General features: G+C 70.7%; 16 protein-coding genes. 7 read left to right on the forward strand and 9 right to left on the reverse strand.

The genetic code is table 11. The features are described 5' to 3' along the window. Nucleotides 1-33: 33 nt before the first annotated feature. Entirely contained in the window at nucleotides 34-825 is a 792-nt protein-coding gene (locus A6A29_RS38365) for a carbon-nitrogen family hydrolase (RefSeq protein ID WP_073727887.1), read from the forward strand. Between the two features lie 136 nt (nucleotides 826-961). Here the strand turns inward: A6A29_RS38365 and A6A29_RS38370 are convergent, their stop codons facing one another. Continuing rightward, entirely contained in the window at nucleotides 962-1,453 is a 492-nt protein-coding gene (locus A6A29_RS38370) for an LURP-one-related/scramblase family protein (protein WP_073727889.1), read from the reverse strand. Nucleotides 1,454-1,517: 64 nt separating this feature from the next. Here A6A29_RS38370 and A6A29_RS38375 point away from each other — a divergent pair, with 64 nt between their 5' ends. Further along, entirely contained in the window at nucleotides 1,518-3,335 is a 1,818-nt protein-coding gene (locus A6A29_RS38375) for an NHL domain-containing thioredoxin family protein (RefSeq protein WP_073727891.1), read from the forward strand. 139 nt (nucleotides 3,336-3,474) lie between these two features. Here the strand turns inward: A6A29_RS38375 and A6A29_RS38380 are convergent, their stop codons facing one another. From A6A29_RS38380 to A6A29_RS38405, 6 genes are all read right to left on the reverse strand, one after another. Then, entirely contained in the window at nucleotides 3,475-6,381 is a 2,907-nt protein-coding gene (locus A6A29_RS38380) for an AfsR/SARP family transcriptional regulator (protein WP_073727893.1), read from the reverse strand. 128 nt (nucleotides 6,382-6,509) lie between these two features. Further along, nucleotides 6,510-6,731 carry a DUF6458 family protein gene (locus tag A6A29_RS38385; protein ID WP_073727895.1) on the reverse strand — a complete coding sequence of 74 codons (222 nt, stop codon included), beginning with the start codon at nucleotides 6,729-6,731 and terminating at the stop codon, nucleotides 6,510-6,512. A 149-nt stretch (nucleotides 6,732-6,880) separates the two neighbouring features. Beyond that, complete coding sequence (locus A6A29_RS38390) at nucleotides 6,881-8,179, reverse strand: M18 family aminopeptidase (protein ID WP_073727897.1); 1,299 nt, start codon at nucleotides 8,177-8,179, stop codon at nucleotides 6,881-6,883. Nucleotides 8,180-8,284: 105 nt separating this feature from the next. Then, on the reverse strand, nucleotides 8,285-8,944 hold the full coding sequence (locus A6A29_RS38395; protein ID WP_073727899.1) for a hypothetical protein: 660 nt from the start codon (nucleotides 8,942-8,944) through the stop codon (nucleotides 8,285-8,287). 52 nt (nucleotides 8,945-8,996) lie between these two features. Then, nucleotides 8,997-9,665: a hypothetical protein gene (locus A6A29_RS38400; RefSeq protein WP_143197144.1), complete on the reverse strand. Its 669-nt coding sequence runs from the start codon at nucleotides 9,663-9,665 to the stop codon at nucleotides 8,997-8,999. A gap of 213 nt (nucleotides 9,666-9,878) precedes the next feature. Next, nucleotides 9,879-11,705, reverse strand: coding sequence for an acyl-CoA dehydrogenase (locus A6A29_RS38405; protein ID WP_073727903.1), 1,827 nt, complete (start codon nucleotides 11,703-11,705; stop codon nucleotides 9,879-9,881). A 167-nt stretch (nucleotides 11,706-11,872) separates the two neighbouring features. Here A6A29_RS38405 and A6A29_RS38410 point away from each other — a divergent pair, with 167 nt between their 5' ends. From A6A29_RS38410 to A6A29_RS38420, 3 genes are all read left to right on the forward strand, one after another. After that, entirely contained in the window at nucleotides 11,873-12,313 is a 441-nt protein-coding gene (locus A6A29_RS38410; protein WP_073727905.1) for an SseB family protein, read from the forward strand. 254 nt (nucleotides 12,314-12,567) lie between these two features. Further along, entirely contained in the window at nucleotides 12,568-13,524 is a 957-nt protein-coding gene (locus A6A29_RS38415; protein ID WP_073727907.1) for a pirin family protein, read from the forward strand. Nucleotides 13,525-13,588: 64 nt separating this feature from the next. Then, nucleotides 13,589-14,692 (forward strand): AI-2E family transporter, encoded by a 1,104-nt coding sequence (locus A6A29_RS38420; protein WP_073727909.1) that lies wholly within the window; start codon nucleotides 13,589-13,591, stop codon nucleotides 14,690-14,692. Between the two features lie 124 nt (nucleotides 14,693-14,816). Here A6A29_RS38420 and A6A29_RS38425 read toward each other — a convergent pair whose 3' ends face one another. Then, on the reverse strand, nucleotides 14,817-17,012 hold the full coding sequence (locus tag A6A29_RS38425) for an ATP-binding SpoIIE family protein phosphatase (protein WP_079183193.1): 2,196 nt from the start codon (nucleotides 17,010-17,012) through the stop codon (nucleotides 14,817-14,819). Between the two features lie 245 nt (nucleotides 17,013-17,257). On the opposite strand from A6A29_RS38425, the gene aspS reads away from it, so the two are divergent. Then, on the forward strand, nucleotides 17,258-19,042 hold the full coding sequence (gene aspS, locus A6A29_RS38430; RefSeq protein ID WP_073727911.1) for an aspartate--tRNA ligase: 1,785 nt from the start codon (nucleotides 17,258-17,260) through the stop codon (nucleotides 19,040-19,042). 401 nt (nucleotides 19,043-19,443) lie between these two features. Then, nucleotides 19,444-20,229, forward strand: a complete 786-nt coding sequence (locus A6A29_RS38435) for a L,D-transpeptidase family protein (RefSeq protein ID WP_073727913.1) — start codon at nucleotides 19,444-19,446, stop codon at nucleotides 20,227-20,229. Between the two features lie 151 nt (nucleotides 20,230-20,380). Here A6A29_RS38435 and metG read toward each other — a convergent pair whose 3' ends face one another. Next, nucleotides 20,381-21,997 (reverse strand): methionine--tRNA ligase, encoded by a 1,617-nt coding sequence (gene metG / locus A6A29_RS38440; protein ID WP_073727915.1) that lies wholly within the window; start codon nucleotides 21,995-21,997, stop codon nucleotides 20,381-20,383. Between the last annotated feature and the right edge of the window lie 184 nt (nucleotides 21,998-22,181).

The following is a 22,181-nucleotide window of genomic DNA, read 5'->3' on the forward strand; positions in this document are numbered from 1 at the left end:
TGTTGACGGCTCGAATGCCAGGACGGTGGTAGTGTGCGCGCCTCCCTCATCCAGATCGCAGTAGACCAGGACGAATCCGTCAATTCCCGTCGAGAACGGGCTGCTTCGCTGGTCGTGGCTCAGCGCGGTGCGGATCTGGTGGTCCTTCCCGAGCTCTGGCCGGTCGGTGCCTTCGCGTACACGGAGTTCGCCGCGGAGGCCGAACCCCTCCAGGGTCCCACCCATGACGTGATGGCGAGGGCCGCCGCCGAGGCGGGGGTCTGGCTGCACGCGGGTTCGTTCGTCGAGCGGGCCGCGGACGGCACCCTCTACAACACCTCGCTCGTCTTCTCGCCCGAGGGCGAACGCCGCGCCGCGTACCGCAAGATCCACCGGTTCGGCTTCGACAAGGGGGAGGCGGTCATGATGGGCGCGGGCGAGGACCTGGTCACGGTCGCTCTCCCGGGGACCACGCTCGGCCTCACCACGTGCTACGACCTCCGCTTCCCGGAGCTGTTCCGCGGCCTCGTCGACGCGGGCGCCGAGACGCTGATCGTCGCGGCGGGCTGGCCGGAGCGCCGCCGGTCCCACTGGACGCTGCTCGCGCAGGCCCGCGCCGTCGAGAACCAGTCGTACGTCCTGGCCGTGGGTACCGCGGGCACGCACGGTGGGATCGAGCAGGCCGGGCACAGCATCGCCGTCGATCCGTGGGGCGAGGTGCTGGCCGAGGCGGGCGCGGGCGAGGAGGTGCTGAGCGTGGAGTTCGACCCGGCGAAGGTCGCCACCACGCGGGAGCAGTTCCCCGCACTGAAGGACCGCAGGCTGGGACTGGCCGCGCCGCACTGAGCCGCGCCGCATTGAGCCGCGCCGCATTGAGCCGCGTCGCATTGAGACGCGGGCGACCCGGTCGGTTTCACGTGAAACCGACGTACCGCGCGATGCCACGCGCGACGCCGCAGGCGCGAAGAAGCTCAGCGAGGGCTCATCCCTCGCGCTCCTTGTCCGCGAGCACGATCACGCACATCGACACGGCGATGAGCAGCGCGGCATCGGCGTCCTCCCGCACGATGTCGATGCCGTACGTGTCGCGGATCGTCAGCCAACGGCGGGAGATCTGCGCGAGCAGTTCGCCGTCGTAGTCGACGGCGAACTCGCGGTCCAGGATCCTGCCGCTGACATCCAGCTCCGTGCCGTCCACCAGCGTCACCCGGTAGTGGTTGCGCAGCAGCGAGAGCCGCTTGCGCCGGACGGTGGCCAGTTCCTCGCCGCCGCGCTCGATGATCATCGTGTCGCGCAGGCTGATCAGCTTCTGCCGCAGTTCGACGACAACCCGTCCGTCCCGGTCCTTCAGCTCGAAGGTGTCGCGCACCCGCATGGCCTTGCCGTCGACGAGGAAGACCTTGTGCCCCTCGGTGTCCTCGATCCAGTAGTCGTCACCGACAGCGAACAGCCGCTCACGTACAAGAAGTCTCATGGGCCACAGGTTCCCCCGAGCCCCGGCGGAATGCGCGCAGGTTGGCGTGATGTTGACTTGTGGCATGGCTACACGTGCACGCGTCCGCGCCCCCGAACTCATCGGCAAGGGCGGCTGGCTCAATACAGGCGACCAGCAGTACACCCTCGCTGATCTGCGAGGACGCATCGTCATCCTGGATTTCTGGACGTTCTGCTGTGTGAACTGTCTGCATGTTCTCGATGAGCTGCGCGAGCTGGAGGAGAAGCACCGCGACACCGTGGTGATCATCGGTGTCCACTCGCCCAAGTTCGTGCACGAGGCCGAGCACCAGGCCGTCGTCGACGCCGTCGAGCGCTACGAGGTCCACCACCCGGTTCTTGACGACCCCGAGCTGGCCACCTGGAAGCAGTACGCCGTACGCGCCTGGCCGACCCTCGTCGTCATCGACCCCGAGGGCTATGTGGTCGCCCAGCACGCCGGCGAGGGGCACGCCCACGCCATCGAGAAGCTCGTGGAGGAGCTGGAGGCCGAGCACGCCGGGAAGGGCACGCTCCGCCGCGGCGACGGCCCGTACGTCGCGCCCGAGCCCGTTGCCACGTACCTGCGCTTCCCCGGCAAGGCACTGCTGCTCCCGGACGGCGGCTTCCTGGTCTCCGACACCACCCGGCACCGGCTGGTCGAGCTGGACGCGGACGGCGAGAGCGTGCGCCGGTACTTCGCAAGCGGTGACCGGGGCCTGGCGGACGGCGGTCCGGGAGAGGCGCGGTTCAGCGAACCGCAGGGCCTTGCCGTGCTGCCCGACGGGCGGATCGCCGTCGCGGACACCGTCAACCACGCGATCCGCGCCCTCGACCTGACGACCGGGACGACGAGCACCCTCGCCGGTACCGGCCGCCAGTGGTGGCAGTCCATGCCCACCAGCGGTCCGGCGCGCGAGGTGGGCCTGTCCTCGCCGTGGGACGTCGCATGGTTCGCGGACCGGCTGTGGATCGCCATGGCGGGCGTGCACCAGCTGTGGACGTACGACCCGGCGAGCGGGACCGTACGGGTCGCGGCCGGGACGACCAATGAGGGACTGGTGGACGGACCGGTCGCCGAGGCGTGGTTCGCCCAGCCGTCCGGGCTCGCGGCCTCGGCCGACGGGCAGCGGCTGTGGGTGGCCGACTCGGAGACCTCGTCGCTGCGGTACGTCGACCGCGACGACATGGTTCACACGGCCGTCGGCACCGGCCTCTTCGACTTCGGGCACCGTGACGGAGCCGCGGACCAGGCACTGTTCCAGCACCCGCTCGGTGTGACCGCGCTGCCCGACGGGTCCGTCGCCGTCTGCGACACGTACAACCACGCCCTGCGGCGTTTCGACCCGCGCAGCGGCGAGGTCACCACCCTGGCCACGGATCTGCGCGAGCCGAGCGACGCCGTGCTCGTCGACGGAGACCTCGTCGTCGTCGAGTCCGCCCGCCACCGGCTGACCCGGCTGCGGCTGCCCGAGGAGGCCGTACGCGTCCCGGACCAGGCGCACCGCACACAGCGCGCGGCCACCGAGATCGCGCCCGGCACGCTCCGGCTCGACGTGGTCTTCCAGGCGCCCGCCGGACAGAAGCTGGACACCCGCTACGGGCCCTCGACCCGGCTGCTGGTCTCCGCGACCCCGCCGGAACTCCTGGCGGCCGGCTCCGGAGCCGGTAGCGACCTGGGGCGGGACCTGGTCCTGGCGGACGGGGTCACCGAAGGCGTCCTGCACGTCTCGGCGATGGCGGCGTCCTGCGACGACGACCCGGCCAACGAGTACCCGGCCTGCCATGTGCACCAACAGGACTGGGGTGTCCCCGTCCGGGTGACCGCGGAGGGAACGTCCCGGCTGCCGCTGGTACTGGCGGGGATGGACGACAGGGGCTGACGTCCCGGAAGCCGTCGGCGCCGCTCCGCGGCTCGGGCATCCAGCGGACGGTCGCCCGCTCCGCGGGGCCGGCGGTCTTCGTGCCCGAGCCGCTTCCACCGAGCCGTCGGCCTTCTCCGGCATGGTGTACGGCGCGCGTTCAGACCTCGTCGGCCAGCCGCCGCAACGCCTCTTCGTGCCGCCTGCGGTACTCCGCCACCGCCGTCACCCGCAGCAGTGCCTCCAGCGCCCGGGCCGCGCCCTCGTCGTATCCGGCGGCTTCCGCCTCCGCCGCCGCCCGGTCGAGCAGCCGGATTCCGTCCTGCTCCTCGCCGAGCGCCAGCCGGGCCTCGCCGCTGACGGTCAGCAGCAGAACCCGCCGGGCCGCTTCCTCGCCCTCAAGTCCCCGATCGAGCGCGGTGCGTGCCGATGCGAGGGCATCGGCGGGCCGGTTCGCGCGGAGCTGCATCCGGGCGAGATGGTGCAGGGCGAGCGTCTCGGTGTGCCGGTTGCGCTCCTCGCGGGCCAGCTCGACGGCCCGACCGCACCCCTCCATCGCGATGTCGAGCCCGCCCTGTTCGGCCTGGACGACGGACAGGTTGATCAACGCGGTCGCCTCGCCGAGCCGGTCACCGGCCTGCCGGGCGAGTCCGGGTGAGCGCTCCAGCAGGGCGACGGCCTCGGCGGTCCTGCCCTCCTCCGTCAGCACCCACCCCAGCAGAGTGATCACCCTCGACTCCGCGTAGGGGTCCTTCCGGGCGCGGGCGGCGTCCAGCGCCAGCTCCAGCATCGGGGTCCAGCTGTCCCGCACCCGCCACACGATCTGCGGCCACTGGAGCAGGATGATCCGCCAGGCCCGGTCGTCGAGTCCGGCGGCGCGGGCAGCCACGGCAGCCAGGGCCAGGTCGTCCCGCTCGGCGGCCAGCCAGCGCATCGCCGCCGCCCGGTCGGGGAAGTCCCGTACGGCGGCGGGGTGGTGGTAGGCGTCCGGCAGGACGAAGCAGGGCTCACCGCCCGGCTCGGCCATGTCGGCGGCGGCGAGCGCGGTGGCGATGTAGTGGTCGAGGACGGCGGAGAGGGCGCGGGGCCCGGAAACGGGGTCGAGACCGCGGGCGTAGAGGCGTACCAGATCGTGCAGCACCCACCGTCCCGGCCCCCTCTCGGTGACGAGATGGGCCGCGGCGAGCCGCTCCAGTGCCGCCGCGGCGGTGACCGGGTCCGTCTCCGCGAGCGCGGCGGCCGTGTACGGGTCGAAGTGGCTGCCGGGATGGTGGCCGAGCCGGGCCAGCTGGTGCACGGAGTCCGATGACAGGTGCTGCACGGTCAGCCGCAGGGCGGCCGAGACACCGGTGTCGTCCACGTCGAGATACGTCAGCCTGCTGCGTTCGTCGGCCAGTTCGTCGGCCAGCACGGCGAGCGTCCACTGCGGGCGTCCGGCCAGCCGGGCCGCCGTGACGCGCAGGGCGAGCGGCAGGCCACCGCAGAGTTCGGCGAGCCGACGGGCCGCGACCGGTTCGGCCAGGACCCGTTCCTCCCCGAGCACCCCGGCGAGCAGCGCCGTGCCGTCCTGGGGTTCGAGCGTGTCGAGCGGGACGGGACGGGCCGCGTCCGAGGCGATGAGGCCCTCCAGCCGATGGCGGCTGGTGACCAGCGTGACGCAGTCGGTGCCGCCCGGGAGCAGGAGCCTGACCGTGGCGGAGTCACGGGCGTTGTCGAGGATCACGAGCAGCCGCCGCCGGTCGGTCAGCGAGCGGAAGAGCGCCGCCGCGGAGGGGGCGGTCTCGGGGACGCGGCGCGGTGCGACGCCGAGTGCCAGCAGGAACTCGCGCAGGACATCGATCAGCGCGGGCTCACCCGAGTCGCTGAATCCGCGCAGATCGGCGAAGAGCCGTCCGTCCGGGAAGGCCGCGGGGCTGCGGTGCGCCCAGTGGAGGGCCAGCGCGGTCTTGCCCACGCCCGCCGGTCCGGTGACCAGACAGACAGGTGCCTCGCCGGCCGCCGCCCGGGTGAGGTCGGCCAGCTCGGCGACGCGGCCGTGGAAGCCGCGGGGTGCGCGGGGCAGCAGATCGGTGGGGTGCGGCTCTCCGGCGGACAGCAGGGGGAGCGGGCGCGGTGAGGCGAGGACAGGGGCGCCGTCGTTGGTTGCTGCGGTCGCTGCGGGGGCGGGGGCGGGGGCGGCGGGGGCGGCGGAGGACGAGGAGCACGAGGACGAGAGTGAGGAGTGCGAGGGTGAGGAGGTCCCGGAACCGGTTCGGGCCGGATCGCGCGGTGCCGTTCCCGGTGAGGCGCCCGGCTGCCGCGCCCCGTCCGGGCCGTCGTCGGGTCCGGGGTCGCCGCGCAGGATCAGCGCGTACGCGTCGGCGAGTTCGTGTCCCGGATCGATCCCCAGCTCATCGGCGAGCAGCCGTCTTGTGCGGTGGAACCATTCCAGCGCCTCCGACTGACGTCCCGCCCGGTACAGCGCCATCATCAGCGCAGCCGCCAGCGACTCCCGCAGCGGATGGGCGCCCGCTTCCGTCCCCAGTACGGCTGCGGCGCGGTTGTGCTCCCCGAGCGCCGAGTAGGCCCGCGCAAGCTGCTCGACCGTCGCCAGCCGGGACTCCTCCAGCGTGTGCGCGGCCGCCCGGAGCGGCGGGCCGGTGAAGGCACCGCTGAGCGCCGGGCCCTGCCACAGGGACAGCGCCTCCTTGAGCATCAGTACGGAGTCGGCGGGGCTGCGCTGCTCCCTCGCCAGCATCAGCAGTTCCTCGAACCGCTGGGAGTCCAGCAGGGTCTCCGGCACCCGCAGCACATACCCGTCGCCGAGTGTGACCAGTTCCACCCCGTACGCCTCCGCGTCGGCGCCGATCAGAAGGGCGCGCAGCCGGGACACATGGCCCTGGATGACGCTGCGGGCGTGCAGTGGAGGGGCGTCGTCCCACAGGGAGTCCGTCAGCCGTCCGACGGAGACGGGAGTGTTGGCGGACAGCAGCAGCGCGGCGAGCAGGCTGCGTCGTTTGGCCGGTCCGAGCGGCAGCGGCCCGGCGAGCGTGTCGACGGAGACGGTGCCGAGCAGCCGGAACTCCACGAACGGCTTCCTTCCGGGCTGACGCACCCGTGGTGGGGCGCGGGACGGGTCTCAGAATATCGGGGGAGCCCGGGGTGCCGGCGAAGGGTCACGCCCGGCCGGTGCGTTCCTCCGGCCGGACGCGCGGGTCACTGGTACCGGCGGTCGTCCTCGGACACGACGGTGGTGGTGGGCGGTACGACCATGCGGCGGCGGCGCGCGATGCTCATGTAGACGAAGACCCCGACGAGGCCGACGACCATCATGATCCAGCCGACCAGACCGACGTTGACGCTGTCCATTTCCCAGTCGGTCGCGAAGGCGAGTATCGCCCCGGCACCGATGAGAAGAATGCATCCTCCGAGTCCCATGAAAACTGCCCTCCTGGACGACCCGGTGGTTCCGGGCCGGTAGCGACCGGGTACCCGCCCCGGCAACGACCATGTCCCGGGGAGGCGTTGGGCGGACATGGGAAGGCCCCGGGGGCGGAGGACACCCCGGGGCCGTCGAAGGCGTCGGGTCAGCCCGCCAGGAACGCCGCCAGGGCGTTCGCCAGCAGATACGGATCGTCGGCACCGCACAGCTCGCGGGCGCTGTGCATGGAGAGGATGGCGACACCGACATCGACGGTCTGGATGCCGTGCCGGGCCGCGGTGATCGGACCGATCGTGGTGCCGCACGGCATCGAGTTGTTGGAGACGAACGTCTGCCACGGCACGCCCGCCTTCTCGCAGGCTGCCGCGAACACGGCCCGGCCGCTGCCGTCGGTCGCGTACCGCATATTGACGTTGACCTTGAGGATCGGCCCGCCGTTGGCCACCGGGTGGTGCGTCGGGTCGTGGCGCTCGCCGTAGTTGGGGTGCACGGAGTGGCCGGTGTCGGAGGAGAGGCAGACGGTCCCGGCGAAGGACCTGGCGCGGTCCTCGTACGAACCGCCGCGGGCGAACACGGAGCGCTCCAGGACCGTACCGAGCAGCGGGCCGTCGGCGCCGGTGTCGGACTGCGAACCGTTCTCCTCGTGGTCGAAGGCCGCCAGCACCGGGATGTACGGAATCTCCGCGTCCGGCTGCCCGGCGACGGCGGCCAGAGCGGCGGTCGCGGCGTGCACGGAGAGCAGGTTGTCCATCCGCGGCCCGGCCACCAGCTCCCGGTCCCGGCCCAGGTAGGACGGCGGCTCGATGGCGTGCGGCATCAGGTCCCAGCCGGTCACGTCCGCGGCGTCGACGCCCGCCTCCTCGGCGACGAAGCCGATCAGGTCGCCCTCCGCGACATCGCCGAGTCCCCAGATCGGCTGCATGTGCTTCTGGCGGTCGAGCTTGAGGCCCTCGGTGTTCACGGAGCGGTCCAGGTGCACGGCCAGCTGCGGGACCCGCAGCAGCGCCCGGTCGATGTTGACCAGCCGGTGGGTGCCGTCCTTGAGCGAGATCCTTCCCGCGAGGCCCAGGTCGCGGTCCAGCCAGGTGTTGAGCAGCGGGCCCCCGTAGACCTCCACCGCGACCTGCCGCCAGCCGTACGCGCCCGTGTCGGGCAGCGGCTTCACCCGCAGGTTCGGCGAGTCGGTGTGCGCGCCGGCGATCCGGTACGGGGTGTGCGGACTCGCCCCCTCCGGTACATACCAGGCGACGATCGCCCCGCCGCGCAGGACGTACTTCCCCCCGGTGGAGGCGTCCCAGGCCGCGGTCTCCTCGACCTGGCGGAAGCCGGCCTTCTCCAGCCGGGCCGCCGCGCTCGCCACGGCGTGGTACGGGGACGGACTGGCCGCCAGGAAGGACATCAGGTCGTCGGTGTGCGCACGGTCGAAGCGGAGGGGAGAACTCATGTTCTTCACTGTAACGAGGACCGCCCCGGAGAACCGACGGTTGGCCGACGGTGGCACATGCCGATCGTGCGCCCCGCGTGTGGGGTACGTGCGCCCCGCGTGTGTCTACGGTGAGGGAAGCCCCGCCGAGGGCTTCTCACCGTCCTGCGCCTGCTGCGCGCGCTCGGCGAACATGGTGCTGAACGCCTTGACGTCCCGGTCCGGGGTGACGTTCTCGCCCTCGGTTCCGGTGCTCACCCCGAGCACGGTCGTACCGACGCGGAGCTGCGCGATCGTCGACGGACCGCCCATCGTGCCGGCGTCGGCGCGGTTCGCCTCGCGCCGGTCGCCGAGGCCGCCCAGGTCCACCTTGCGCGCGCCCACGCCCACCCGGTCGCCGCCGTACCACTGCGCCATGGCGTCGTACGCGGTCTCGGCGGCCTTCTCGTCCTTGTACGCGAGGACCCAGAAGTTCAGCGCGGTCCTGTCGGACGTCCGCGCGAAGGCGGAGTACCCCCAGGCGGTGGCGCCCAGGCAGACCTCGTCCCTCTTCTTCTCGTCGGTGACCTGGCACACCGAGGGCGGGAACTCCGGGTTCGGCTTCAGGGCCTCCGGCTTCAGATGGGTACGCCAGCCCGGTACGGCCCGCGCGTCCGGCAGCAGGGACACGACCTGCTTCCTGTCGAGGGAGGCGGCGTGCGCCCCGTCCCCGCCGCCGCATCCGGTGAGCAGCAGCGCCGCCGCCCCGGCCGCCGCGCCCCGTATGTACCACCGCTGATCCGTCATCGTGCCCCCCGTAGGACGAGTGATCTGAACGAGCCCGGCCGGATGGGCCGTCCTATGAGCCGAGCTTCGCCGACGGCTTCTCGCCGTTCTGCGCCTGCTGCGAACGCTCCGCGAACAGTGCCGCGAGGTCCTTGGCGAGGTCCTTGTCGAACGTGTCCTCGGAGGGGGCGTCCGTGGCCGCCCACAGCACGGTCGTGCCGACCCGTAGCTGTCCGGTGAGGCTGTGGGCGCCGCCGTACCCCTCGGGTCCGGAGCGGGCGTCGCGTTCGTCGCCCAGGGTGCCGAGGTCCGCCTTCTCGCGGCCGTTCGTGCGCGCGGTGTGCTTCCAGAGCACCTCGTACGCGGCGTCGGCGGCCTTCTCGTCCTTGTACGCGACCAGCCAGAAGCGGACCGCGGCGTCCCGGTCCTCGCGTTCGAAGGAGACGGAGCCCATGTAACTGGAGTTCTCGCACCCTGCGTTGCCCTTGACCGGGCAGAGGGTGCGCTTGGCGAGAGCGTTCATCGGCGAGGTCGACGCGTTCTCCCTCCGCTTCCAGCCCGGCATCGCGGCCTTGTCCGGCAGCAACGCCGCGACCTGCGCCTTGTCGAGTGCCGTCGCCTCGCCGTCGCTGCCACTGCCACCACCGCCACCGCTGCTGCCGCAGCCGACGAGCAGTGCGGCGGCCGCCGCCGCCGCACACCGTACGGACCACGTGCGCGTGGCCGAACCCATGGAACTCACGACTGACACTCCCCCTCCGAACCCGGATGCCGATCATAGAGACGGTCCGCCCCTCAGGGAGGGGCGGACCGTAGCGATGTTGTGCACAGTGTTCCCGCGGTGCCGGAGCGGCGGACGAGAACGCGGGGCGGCGGACCCGAACGCGGAAGGGTGGTCGAGAGCGCGGGGTGGTGGACCCCAACGCGGAGGGCGGTCGAGAGCAGGGAGGGCGGACTAGAAAGCGGCCTCGTCCAGCTCCATCAGAGAGTTGTCGACGGACTCGGCGAGCGCGCGCTCGGCCGAGACGCCCGGCAGGATGTTCGCGGCGAAGAACTTCGCGGCGGCGATCTTGCCCCGGTAGAAGGCGACGTCCTTGGCGGAGGCGGTCGGCAGCTTCTCGGCCGCCACGGCCGCGCCCTTGAGCAGCAGGTAACCGACGACGACATCGCCGGAGGCCAGCAGCAGGCGGGTGGTGTTGAGACCCACCTTGTAGATGTTCTTGACGTCCTCGCCGGTCGCGGTGAGGTCGGTGATCATCGCGCCGACGATCGCCTCCAGGTCCACGGCGGCCTTGGCGAGGGAGTCCAGCGCGCCGGCCAGTTCCTCGTTGCCCTGGGCGCCCGAGAGGAACTTCTTGATCTCCTCGGAGAGCGCGTTCAGCGAGGCGCCCTGGTCACGGACGATCTTCCGGAAGAAGAAGTCCTGGCCCTGGATCGCCGTCGTGCCCTCGTACAGGGTGTCGATCTTGGCGTCACGGATGTACTGCTCGATCGGGTACTCCTGGAGGTACCCGGAGCCGCCGAACGTCTGGAGCGACTGCGCCAGCTGCTCGTACGACTTCTCGGAGCCGTAGCCCTTCACGATGGGGAGCAGCAGGTCGTTGAGGCCGTGCAGCGCCTTGGCGTCCTCGCCCGCGGCCTCCTTTTCCTGGATCGCGTCCTGGACGGAGGCGGTGTACAGCACGAGGGAGCGCATGCCCTCGGCGTACGCCTTCTGGGTCATGAGCGACCGGCGCACGTCGGGGTGGTGCGTGATGGTGACCTTGGGCGCGCTCTTGTCCATGAACTGCGACAGGTCCGTGCCCTGGACGCGTTCCTTGGCGTACTCCAGCGCGTTCAGGTAGCCCGTGGAGAGGGTCGCGATGGCCTTCGTGCCGACCATCATGCGAGCGAACTCGATGATGCGGAACATCTGGCGGATGCCGTCGTGCTTGTCGCCGATCAGCCAGCCCTTGGCGGGGTGCCTGTCGCCGAACGTCATCTCGCAGGTGTTGGACGCCTTGAGGCCCATCTTGTGCTCGACGTTCGTCGCGTACACACCGTTGCGCTCGCCCAGCTCGCCGGTGGTCCAGTCGAAGTGGAACTTCGGGACCATGAAGAGCGAGAGGCCCTTCGTGCCGGGTCCGGCGCCCTCGGGGCGGGCCAGCACATAGTGAATGATGTTCTCGGACATGTCGTGCTCGCCCGACGTGATGAAGCGCTTCACCCCGTCGATGTGCCAGGAGCCGTCCTCCTGCTCCACGGCCTTGGTGCGCCCGGCACCGACGTCCGAACCGGCGTCCGGCTCGGTCAGCACCATCGTCGAGCCCCACTGCTTCTCGACGGCGATCTCCGCGATCTTCTTCTGCGCCTCGTTGCCCTCTTCGAAGAGGATGCCGGCGAACGCCGGGCCGGAGGAGTACATCCAGACCGCCGGGTTCGCACCGAGCAGCAGCTCCGCGTAGCCCCAGATCAGGGAGCGCGGGGAGGTGGTGCCACCGATCTCCTCGGGCAGGCCCAGGCGCCAGTACTCGGAGTCCATGAAGGCCTGGTACGACTTCCTGAAGCTGTCCGGGACCGGCGCGGTGCTGGTCTCCGGGTCGAAGACCGGCGGGTTGCGGTCGGCGTCGGCGAAGGAGTCGGCGAGCTCGTTCTCGGCGAGGCGGTTGACCTCGTCGAGGATGCTCTTCGCGGTCTCGACGTCCATCTCCGCGAACGGGCCGGTGCCGTACAGCTTGTCGCGCCCGAGGACCTCGAAGAGGTTGAACTCGATGTCGCGGAGATTCGACTTGTAGTGCCCCATGGGAAGGCTCCGTAATCAATAGCAGTGGCGCACAGCGCCCCGGGGAGTGATGCGGGTCGGGCGGCAGGCCGGCGTGGATATATCAGCTGACCTCTCCGATGATGCTACCCGTCAGTAATAAGGCGCAACCCCTCAAGCCGTAGATGTGTCCGATTACTCTTTGCAGCATGTACGGCTACGACCAGAACCAGGGTGCACAGCAGCAGATGGCCGGCGCCTACGGCGAGCAGCCGCTGTACCCCGAGCCCTCGCCGCCCTCCCTGGCCGATGCGGTACGGGCCTTCACCACCGGCTCGATGTCCGCCGAGGACTTCCAGCAGATCTTCGCCACGTCGAAGGTCTACTGCCCGCGCGGCGACAATCCCGGCTTTCTCGCCCTCCACAACACCCAGCAGCCGGTGATCCCGATGTTCACCACGCTCAAGGAGCTGCGGCTGTACGCGGGCAAGGAGTCCAAGTACTTCGTGATCACCGGTGCCGAGGTGATCGACCTGCTGCCGACGGGCTACGGCTTTGTCCTGGACATGGAGGGCGATCACCGCATGGTCTTCGATGCCAAGGCCGTCGAGCAGATGGTCGACTTCGCTATGCGTCGCATGTACGGCTGAACCCCGGCTTCCGCTCTCCGGGAAGGGCCCGCGCCACCGATGGATGGCACGGGCCCTTTCCGCTGCCCGGGGGCGGGCCGGATCGCGCCCGTCCGGGACCGGCCGCGTCTGTCCGGGGGCGGATCGTGCCTGTCCGGGTGGGCATCGTGCCTGTCCGGGAGGGTGTGAGGCGCGCCCGGGAATGGATGGCACCTTGCAGGATGTTCACTGTTCAACTAAATTGAACGCAGAACACTCGCCCGGAGGTGGCTCCCATGCCCGCAGTGACCGTCGAAAACCCGCTGACCCTGCCCAAGGTCGCCGCCTCGGGCGACGCCGCGGCCCGTCCCGTGCTCGCCGTCACGACCGCGCCGAGCGGTTTCGAGGGCGAGGGCTTCCCGGTGCGCCGTGCGTTCGCCGGGATCAACTACAAGTACCTCGACCCGTTCATCATGATGGACCAGATGGGTGAGGTGGAGTACGAGGCCGGGGAGCCGAAGGGCACCCCCTGGCACCCGCACCGCGGCTTCGAGACCGTCACGTACCTCATCGACGGCACCTTCGTCCACCAGGACTCCAACGGTGGCGGCGGCACCATCCGCAACGGCGACACCCAGTGGATGACGGCCGGCTCCGGCCTGCTGCACATCGAGGCCCCGCCGGAGTCCCTCGTCATGTCCGGCGGCCTCTTCCACGGCCTCCAGCTGTGGGTGAACCTGCCCAAGGCCGACAAGATGATGGCCCCCCGCTACCAGGACATCCGCGGCGGTGAGGTCCAGCTCCTCGCCTCCCCGGACGGCGGCGCGCTGCTCCGTGTCATCGCCGGTGAGCTCGACGGGCACGACGGTCCCGGCGTCACCCACACCCCGATCACGATGATCCACGCCACCGTGCGGCCCGGTGCCGAGGTGACCCTGCCGTGGCGTGAGGACTTCAACGGTCTCGCCTACGTGCTGGCCGGACGCGGCGCCGCCGGTGCGGAGCGCCGCCCCGTCCACATGGGGCAGACCGCGGTGTTCGGCAGCGGTTCCTCGCTGACCGTCCGCGCGGACGAGCAGCAGGACGCCCACGCTCCGGACCTGGAGGTCGTCCTGCTCGGCGGCCGTCCGATCCGTGAGCCGATGGCGCACTACGGACCGTTCGTGATGAACAGTCAGGCCGAGCTGAAGCAGGCTTTCGAGGACTTCCAGGCCGGCCGCCTCGGCACCGTGCCCGCGGTCCACGGCATGTGACGTTCGCTCACTCGTACGGGGGTGCGGGTGGGAAAGAGGCCCCGTGCTGTGATCGGGTGGGAGGGTGCATACCCAAAAACCCCTCCTGCCCGACACCGCGCGGCGCACGGCCGCCTGGTGCGGTGTTGTTCTGCTGGTCACCGGTGTCGTCGCGGTCGCCGTCTGGCTGTGCATCGTCTTCAAGACCGCGGTCACTCCGGTGCTGCTGGCGCTGCTCGGTACCGCGCTGCTCGGTCCCGTCCACCGCTGGCTGACCGCCCGTAAGGTAAATCGTTCCCTCGCCGCCGGACTGACCTGCGCCGCGCTCGTCGCGGTGGTCGGCGGTGCCGGGTACATCGTCGTCACGGCGCTCATCGACACCGGCGATCAGATCGTCGCCTCGCTGAAGGACGCCGGGCAGTGGGTGGTCGACCACTTCGGCGTCGCCGACGACACGAATGTGAACGACCTCGCCGACAACGCCAAGAGCCTCGTCGAGAAGTTCGGCGCGAGTGCGGCGGGCGGCCTGCTCAGCGGGATCAGCCTGATCGGCTCGCTGGTGGCGACCAGTGTCCTCGCCCTGCTGCTGACCTTCTTCTTCCTGCGCGACTCCGACCGCGCGGTGAACCTCGCCCACTCCGTCGCCCCGCGCGGTACCGGCGACCTCGTGGAGGCCATGGGGCGGCGGGCCTTCGAGGCCGTCGAGGGCTTCATGCGCGGCACCACGTTCATCGCGCTGATCGACGCCCTGTGCATCACGGTCGGCCTACTGATCCTGGACGTGCCCGGTGCGGTGGGGCTGGGTGCGCTGGTCTTCGTCGGCGCGTACATCCCGTATCTCGGGGCCTTCCTCTCCGGCGCCGTCGCCGTGCTCGTCGCGCTCGCGGACCGGGGCCTCGTGATCGCCCTCTGGGTCCTGGGGGTGGTGCTCGCGGTCCAGGTGCTGGAGGGCCACATCCTCCAGCCGATGATCCAGAGCCGTACGGTCCAGATGCACCCCGCGATGATCATGATCGCCCTGACCGCGGGCGCCAGCGTCGCGGGGCTGCTGGGGATGCTGCTGGCGGTACCACTGTGCGCGGCGGCCTTCGGTGTGATCGGCGAACTGAGGAAGGGTTACGGCGAGACCTCCCCGGCAACTCCGGCGGACCCGCCCCCCGACGTCTCCCCGGGCCCGTCGGGCGCCTGAGGACGGCTCCGGCCGCCCGGGAGACCCGCGCGGCTCCTGCCGCCCGGTACGCCCGCGTCGTCTGAGGCGCCTGAGGCGCCTGAGACGCGTGGGAGGCATTCCGGGGCCGGGGGCCGGGGCCCGCTCACGCGGCAGGGGGTTCCGCTCCCTCCACCGCCTCCGGGCCTTCCCCCGGCTTCGGGCCTTCCCCCGCCTCCGTGGAATTTCCCGCCTCCGCCGGCCCGGCCGACTCGTACAGCTCGAACCAGATCGACTTCCCCTCGCCCCGGGGATCGACCCCCCACGAGTCCGCCAGCATCTCCATCAGCACCAGCCCACGTCCGCTCGACGCCATCTCGCCGGGGCGCCGCTTGTGCGGCAGTTCGTCGCTGCCGTCGGCCACCTCGACCCGCAGCCGCCGCTCCCCGCGGTCACCGGCCGCCTCGGCGACCATCAGCGCGTCCCCGTCCGTGTGGACCAGCACATTGGTGGCCATCTCGGAGATCATCAGCACGGCCGCGTCGACCTGTTCCGCGTCCGCCCAGTCGTGCAGCATCTCGCGCAGCTGCTGCCGGGCGACGGCGATCCGCTCGGGCTCGGCCTGGGCGATCGTCAGCGCGGTGCGCCGCGGCGGTGCCAGTCGCGTCGCGGAGCTCTCGCGACGGAGCACCAGCACGGCGATGTCGTCCTCGCGGCGGTCCGCCAGCGGCCCCGTCGTGTAGTGCGAGGTCGGTCCGTGCACGGCCTGCACCAGCGCGTCGGCGAGCTTCTCCAGGTCCTCGACGGGCTGCTCCAGGACCGGCCTGAGCCGGGCCCAGCCGGTGGCCATGTCGTGCCCGCCGGTCTCGATGAGCCCGTCCGTGCACAGCATGATCGTTTCTCCTGGTTCCAGGACCACCCGGGTCGTCGGATAGTCCGAGTCCGCCTCGATGCCCAGGGGCAGCCCGCCCGCGGTCTGCCGGATCACCGCGGTGCCGTCGGCGCTGATCACCACCGGGTCCGGATGGCCCGCGCGGGCGATGTCGAGGGTCCCCTCGGCCGGGTCCACCTCCGCGTACAGACAGGTCGCGAAGCGCGGCGCCGTGGGCTCTTCCCCGTCCCCGTCGCCCAGGTCCTCGTACGCCTCGGTGAGCCCGGAGAGGAAGCGCGAGGCACGGGAGAGCACGGCGTCGGGGCGGTGGCCCTCGGAGGCGTAGGCGCGCAGCGCGATGCGGAGCTGGCCCATCAGGCCGGCCGCCCGCACGTCATGGCCCTGGACGTCGCCGATGACGAGCGCGATGCGGCCGGTGGGGAGCGGGATCATGTCGTACCAGTCGCCGCCGACCTGGAGGCCGCCGCCGGTCGGGATGTAGCGCGCCGCCACGCTCATGCCGGGGATGTCCGGCCCGAGGGACGGCATCATCGAGCGCTGGAGCCCCAGTGACAGCTCCCGCTCGGTCTCGGCGACCCCGGCACGGGCCAGCGCCTGGGCGAGCATCCGCGCGACCGTCGTGAGCACGGCACGCTCGTCGGGCGAGAACGCCACGGGGTGCCGGAACCCCGCCATCCAGGCCCCCATCGTGCGGCCTGCGGAGATCAGGGGCAGGAAGGCCCAGGACCGGCGCCCGAAGCGGCTGGCGAGCGGCCAGGTGGCCGGGTAGCGGCGCCGGTAGTCGTCGGGGGAGGGGAGATAGATGGCCCGCCCCGTGCGGACGACCTCGGCGGCCGGATAGTCGGTCTCCAGCGGCATGTCGGTGAACGGTTCCTCGTCCCCCGCGTTGTGCCCGTGGTGCCCGATGATGGTCAGCCGCTCCCCGGCGGCGCCGAACACGGCGAGCCCGTCCGGCGAGAACCCGGGCATGGAGAGCGAGGCGGCGACCCGAAGCACCTCCTGGGTGGACCGGGCCTCCGCCAGCGCCCGCCCGGCGTCCAGCAGGAACGCCTCCCGGGACCGGCGCCAGTCCCCGGTGATGGAGGTGTGCGCCGCGGTGGCGCCCGGGTGCGGCTCGGCGACCTCCTGGAGTGTGCCGATCAGCACATAGCTCTCGAACCTGTGGTCGGCCGGGTAGGTCGGCTTGGACCTGCTGCGTACGGTGCGCAGGACCCGGCCCCGCTCGTCCACGATCCGCAGCCGCGCCTCGGCCAGGGTGCCTTCGGCGACGGCCAGGTTCACGACCCCGTAGATCTCGTTCCAGTCGACGGGGTGAAAACGGGAGCGCACCGCGGCCTCCCGGTAGACGCCGGGCTCGGGGGGCAGGCCGAGCAACCGGGCCGCCTCCGCATCGAGCGTGACCGTGCCGGCTGCGTTGTCCCAGCGCCACAGACCTGTCGCGATCGCGGCCAGGATTTCCTCGGTGCGCATTGCCCCACTTTAGGAAGATGTCCGCGATCGACGCCACCGAGGGGTCGCTGAGTGCGGGTGTCCGTGCCCGGTGCCCGTCGCCGCGGCCCGTCCCCGTACCGGCCGGGCCGCGGACGCGTGCCGGGCGCGCCCCGCACCGCCCCTGGATGATCTTGAACTGGCAAAGGCAATGAAGTGGTGCGGGCGTGGGCGGTAGCCTGGGGTGGCTCAATCCACCCCGAACCGCGAAGACTGGATGAACGACGATGCATCGGTACAGGTCCCACACCTGCGGCGAGCTCCGCGCCTCTGACGTCGGTACCGACGTCCGGCTGAGCGGCTGGCTGCACAATCGCCGAGACCTGGGTGGCATCCTCTTCATCGATCTGCGCGACCACTACGGTCTGGTGCAGCTCGTCGCCCGCCCCGGCACCCCCGGCAACGACGCCCTGGCGAAGCTGACCAAGGAGACCGTCGTCCGTATCGACGGCAAGGTCTCCGCCCGCGGCGCCGACAATGTCAACCCGGAACTGCCGACCGGTGACATCGAGATCGAGGTCACCGAGGTCGAGGTACTGGGCGAGGCCGCCCCGCTGCCCTTCACGATCAACGCCGAGGACGGGGTCAACGAGGAGCGGCGCCTGGAGTACCGCTTCCTCGACCTGCGCCGCGAGCGTATGCACCGCAACATCATGCTGCGCACCGCCGTCATCTCCGCGATCCGGCACAAGATGACCGCCCTCGGCTTCAACGAGATGGCGACCCCGATCCTCACCGCGACCTCTCCCGAGGGCGCCCGCGACTTCGTGGTTCCGTCCCGGCTGAACCCCGGCAAGTTCTACGCGCTGCCGCAGGCCCCGCAGCAGTTCAAGCAGCTGCTGATGATCTCGGGCTTCGACCGCTACTTCCAGATCGCGCCGTGCTTCCGCGACGAGGACGCCCGCGCCGACCGTTCGCCGGGCGAGTTCTACCAGCTCGACGTCGAGATGTCGTTCGTCGAGCAGGAGGACATCTTCCGGCCGATCGAGAAGCTGATGACCGAGCTCTTCGAGGAGTTCGGCAACGGCCGTCACGTCACCTCCCCGTTCCCGCGCATTCCGTTCCGTGAGTCGATGCTGAAGTACGGCAACGACAAGCCGGACCTGCGGGCCCAGCTGGAACTCGTCGACATCTCCGACGTCTTCGCGGACTCCGAGTTCAAGGCGTTCGCCGGGAAGCACGTCCGCGCCCTCCCGGTGCCGGACACCGCGGGTCAGTCCCGGAAGTTCTTCGACGGCCTCGGCGCCTACGCGGTCGAGCACGGCGCCAAGGGCCTCGCCTGGGTGCGCGTCGGCGAGGACGGCACCCTGGCCGGTCCGATCGCCAAGTTCCTCACCGAGGCGGACGTCAAGACCCTCACCGAGCGGCTCGCGCTGGTCCCGGGCCACGCGATCTTCTTCGGCGCGGGCGAGTTCGACGAGGTCTCCAAGATCATGTCGGCCGTCCGGGTCGAGGCCGCCAAGCGGTCCGGCCACTTCGAGGAGGGCGTCTTCCGGTTCTGCTGGATCGTCGACTTCCCGATGTACGAGAAGGACGAGGAGACGGGCAAGATCGACTTCTCGCACAACCCCTTCTCGATGCCCCAGGGCGGCCTGGACGACCTGGAGACGAAGGACCCGCTGGACATCCTCGCCTGGCAGTACGACATCGTCTGCAACGGCATCGAGCTGTCCTCGGGCGCCATCCGGAACCACGAGCCCGAGCTGATGCTCAAGGCGTTCGAGATCGCCGGTTACGACCGCGAGACCGTCGAGCACGAGTTCGCGGGCATGCTCCGCGCGTTCCGCCTCGGCGCCCCGCCGCACGGCGGCATCGCTCCGGGCGTCGACCGCATCGTGATGCTGCTCGCCGATGAGCCGAACATCCGCGAGACGATCGCCTTCCCGCTCAACGGCAACGCCCAGGACCTGATGATGGGCGCTCCCACCGAGCTGGACGAGACCCGCCTGCGCGAGCTGAACATCCAGCTGCGCAAGCCGGTCGCCCCGGCGAAGGACAAGACCGAGAAGTAGGCCCGCGAAGCAGGGCCGAGACGCAGCGCCGCGAAGCAGGAGCGAGACGCCGCGCCGCGAGGCAGGCCCGGGAAAAGAATCAGAAGCAGGCCCGCGAAGCAGGGCCTGCGCCTGTTTCACGTGAAACAGTCCCCGATCACCTGATCGGGGACTGTTTCGCTGTGTGGGGCCCTTGGTGTGACGAACCGCGTCGACCCGGCCCCCCACGAGCCGTACCTGCGGGGCACCCAACTCACCGGCGGGTACGGGTACGTGGAGTTGCGGCCGTTCCCGCCCCGGCCACCGGTACAGCCGGATGGCCCCGGTCCGGATTCGCGCGGGCCGCGGTCGGCAAAGACTGGCACCTGAGACCACCGTGCCGTCTCGTGCCGACAGCCGGAACCACCGAGGAGCCTGCCATCGTGCCCGTCCCCCGTCGCCCGTACGTTCTCTTCGCCGCCCCGTTCGTCCTTCTGGCCCTGCTCCTCACCGGCTGCTCCAGGGAAGCCGCGGACTCCACGGCCGCCGCGCTCGCCGGACCCCCGGGCGGTGCGGCGGGGCCGGAGTCCGCCGCCATGGCCGGGGGGGCCACTCCGACGCCGCCTGCCCGCCCCCAGGAGATCCCGTACCTGGGTCCGGGGACGAGGGGGCTGATCCCGTCCAACGCCCGGCAGGCGTTCGTCGTCACCGGCGAGGCCGCGGACTCCAACCGGTCCACCGCCGTGCTCTACACCCGCGACGGCCCGACGAAGAGCTGGAGACCGGCGGCCGGCCCATGGCCCGCCCACAACGGGATGCGGGGGTGGACGGATCTCCATATGGCGGACGACCTCAAGTCCCCCAACGGCGTCTACACCCTCACCGACGCGGGCGGCAGGCTGCCCGACCCCGGCTCCCTGCTGCCGTACGACGAGCAGCCGCACTTCGCGGTGAGCGGTGACGGGTTCTTCGGCGAACCCCTGGAAGGCTCCTTCGACTACGTCGTCGCGATCAACTACAACCGCACGGCAGGCGTCACCCCGCTCGACCGCACCCGCCCGCTCGGCATGGACCGGGGCGGCGGCATCTGGATCCACGTGGACCACGGCGGCCCGACCCAGGGCTGCGTCTCGCTCCCGGAGGAGCGGATGGAGGAACTCCTGCGCACCCTGGACCCGGCGAAGAACCCGGTGATCGTGATGGGTGACGCCGCCGCCCTGGAACGATGAATCAGCGACCGCGTACATCTTCCGCGACCGCGTACGTGCTCCGCGACCGCGTAGATGCCTCGTGTCCCGAAGGCCCACGCACAAGGGCCCGGAACCGCGCGCGGCGATTCCGGGCCCTTCGCCGGCTGTCTGCGTACCCGGCTGCCGACCGCTACGCGGCCGGCTTCTCCTCCAGGCGCGGGAACAGCACCGCACCCTTGGTGACGGTCGATCCCGCGGGCAGCAGGCCCCAGGTGCCCGCGTCCTGGACCCGCTGGTCGGCCAGGGCGCCCAGGGACTCCTCGGCACCCAGGGACTCCCACAGCTTCTGCGAGGTGTCCGGCATCACGGAGTTCAGCAGGACCGCGACCCCGCGCAGCGCCTCGGCGGCGGTGTACAGGATCGTCGCGAGGCGGGCCTGGCCCTCCGGCGAGGTGTCCTTGGCCACCTTCCACGGCTCCTGCTCCGTGATGTAGCCGTTGACCTGCTTCACGAAGTCGAAGACCGCCAGGATGCCGGCCTGGAAGTCCAGCTCCTCGCCGATCTTCCGGTCGGCCGTCGCGACGGCCTGCGCGAGGCCCTCCCGTACGGCCTGCTCGGCGTCACCGGCGGCCGTGGCCTCCGGCAGCGCCCCGCCGAAGTACTTGCCGACCATGGCGGCCACGCGCGAGGCGAGGTTGCCGTAGTCGTTGGCGAGCTCGGAGGTGTAGCGGGCGGAGAAGTCCTCCCAGGAGAACGAACCGTCGCTGCCGAACGCGATGGCGCGCAGGAAGTACCAGCGGTAGGCGTCCACGCCGAAGTGCGCGGTCAGCTGCTGCGGCTTGATGCCGGTCAGGTTCGACTTCGACATCTTCTCGCCGCCGACCATCAGCCAGCCGTTGGCCGCGATCCGGCCCGGCAGCGGCAGCCCCTGAGCCATCAGCATCGCGGGCCAGATGACCGCGTGGAAGCGGAGGATGTCCTTACCGACCAGGTGGACGTCGGCCGGGAACGTCGCGTCGAACTTCTCCTGGTTGGCGCCGTAGCCGACCGCCGTCGCGTAGTTGAGCAGCGCGTCGACCCACACGTAGATGATGTGCTTCTCGTCCCACGGCACCGGGACGCCCCAGTCGAAGGTCGAGCGGGAGATCGACAGGTCCTGAAGCCCCTGCTTGACGAAGTTCACGACCTCGTTGCGGGCGGACTCGGGCTGGATGAAGCCGGGATTGGCCGCGTAGAACTCCAGCAGCTTCGGGCCATACTCGCTCAGCTTGAAGAAGTAGTTCTCCTCCTTGAGGATCTCCACCGGCTTCTTGTGGACCGCGCACAGCTTGGTGCCGTCCGCGTCCTCGATCAGATCGCCGGGGAGCTTGTACTCCTCGCAGCCCACGCAGTACGGGCCTTCGTACCCGCCCTTGTAGATCTCGTCCTTGTTGTACAGGTCCTGCACGAACTCCCGCACACGGTCGGTGTGCCGCTTCTCCGTCGTCCGGATGAAGTCGTCGTTCGCGATGTTCAGATGCTCCCAGAGGGGCTTCCACGCCTCCTCGACCAGCTTGTCGCACCAAGCCTGCGGGGTGACGTTGTTCGCCTCGGCCGTGCGCATGATCTTCTGACCGTGCTCGTCCGTGCCGGTGAGGTACCACACCTTCTCGCCCCGCTGGCGGTGCCAGCGGGTGAGCACGTCGCCTGCGACGGTCGTGTAGGCGTGGCCCAGGTGAGGAGCGTCGTTGACGTAGTAAATGGGGGTCGATACGTAGAAGGACTTCACGTCTTCGCCCCCTGCTTCTCGGGATCCAGTGGCCGCCATGGTCGAAATCCTAACGGTCCGTGGGAGATCCCCTCACCTCGATAAACGCGGCCCGCGCAGCCCAGAGCCCACGCAGAGCGCGAGCAGAGGCCACGCCGACCCCATGCCGAGCCCGAGCAGAGCCCACGCGACGCCCACGGAGAGCTTTGCGAAACATGCCTTCCGGTAGTTAAGACGCATCCTG

This window comes from Streptomyces sp. TSRI0281 (genome assembly GCF_001905125.1).
Classification (GTDB): Bacteria; Actinomycetota; Actinomycetes; order Streptomycetales; family Streptomycetaceae; genus Streptomyces.